This is a genomic window from Mesorhizobium sp. M5C.F.Ca.IN.020.32.2.1 (assembly GCF_004023105.1).
In the GTDB taxonomy this organism is placed as follows: domain Bacteria; phylum Pseudomonadota; class Alphaproteobacteria; order Rhizobiales; family Rhizobiaceae; genus Mesorhizobium; species Mesorhizobium wenxiniae.
Map to the genome: position 1 here is coordinate 1 of NZ_RZSX01001380.1, position 994 is coordinate 994.

The following is a 994-nucleotide window of genomic DNA, read 5'->3' on the forward strand; positions in this document are numbered from 1 at the left end:
TCATCGACGCCGGCGGTCTTGACGATGCAGCCGTCCAGCGCAAGGTTGCCCTTCAGCACGGCAAGGCCACCGTCCTTGGAAAAAGGATATTGGGCCGAGCGGATGACCCCCTTCTCCCGGTCGAGATCGAGTTCGTCCCAGCGGCGATCCTGGCTGAAGGCGACCTGCGTCGGCACGCCGCCCGGGGCCGCCAGAAAGAAGTCGCGGACATTCTGGCTTGACGTGCGCAAGATATCCCAATGGTCGAGCGCTTCGCCGAGCGTTCGCGTATGTACGGTCGGCAGGTCGCGGTTGATCAGTCCGGCGTTATCGAGCTGACCGAGGATCGCCATGATGCCGCCGGCGCGGTGGACGTCTTCCATGTGCACATCCGCCTTGGCGGGGGCAACCTTGCATAACACCGGCACCTTGCGTGACAGTGCGTCAATGTCGTCCTGATCAAAATCGATCTCGCCTTCATGCGCGGCAGCCAGGATGTGTAGCACGGTATTGGTCGAGCCGCCCATGGCGATGTCGAGCGTCATAGCGTTCTCGAAGGCGCCTTTCGAGGCGATGCTGCGCGGCAGCGCGGTGTCGTCGTCCTGCTCGTAGTAGCGCTGGGCGAGATCGACGATCAGATGGCCGGCCTCGACGAACAGCCGCTTGCGGTCGGCATGGGTGGCCAGCGTCGAGCCGTTGCCGGGCAGCGAAAGCCCGAGCGCCTCGGTCAAGCAGTTCATCGAATTGGCGGTGAACATGCCTGAGCAGGAGCCGCAGGTCGGGCAGGCCGAGCGCTCGATGGTCTTGACGTCCTCGTCGGAGATCTTGTCATCAGCAGCCGCGACCATGGCGTCGACGAGATCGAGCGCCTGCGCCTTGCCGGCGAGCACCACCTTGCCGGCTTCCATCGGGCCGCCGGAGACGAAGACGGTCGGGATGTTGAGACGCAGCGACGCCATCAGCATGCCCGGCGTGATCTTGTCGCAATTGGAGATGCAGACCATCGCGTCGGCAC

Annotated in this window: 1 protein-coding gene; it reads right to left on the reverse strand. The window is 64.2% G+C overall.

Going from position 1 to position 994, the window contains the following annotated elements; all coding sequences use genetic code 11:
- Positions 1 to 994: dihydroxy-acid dehydratase (locus EOA86_RS36165; protein WP_206630257.1), on the reverse strand; the 994-nt coding region annotated here is incomplete at both ends.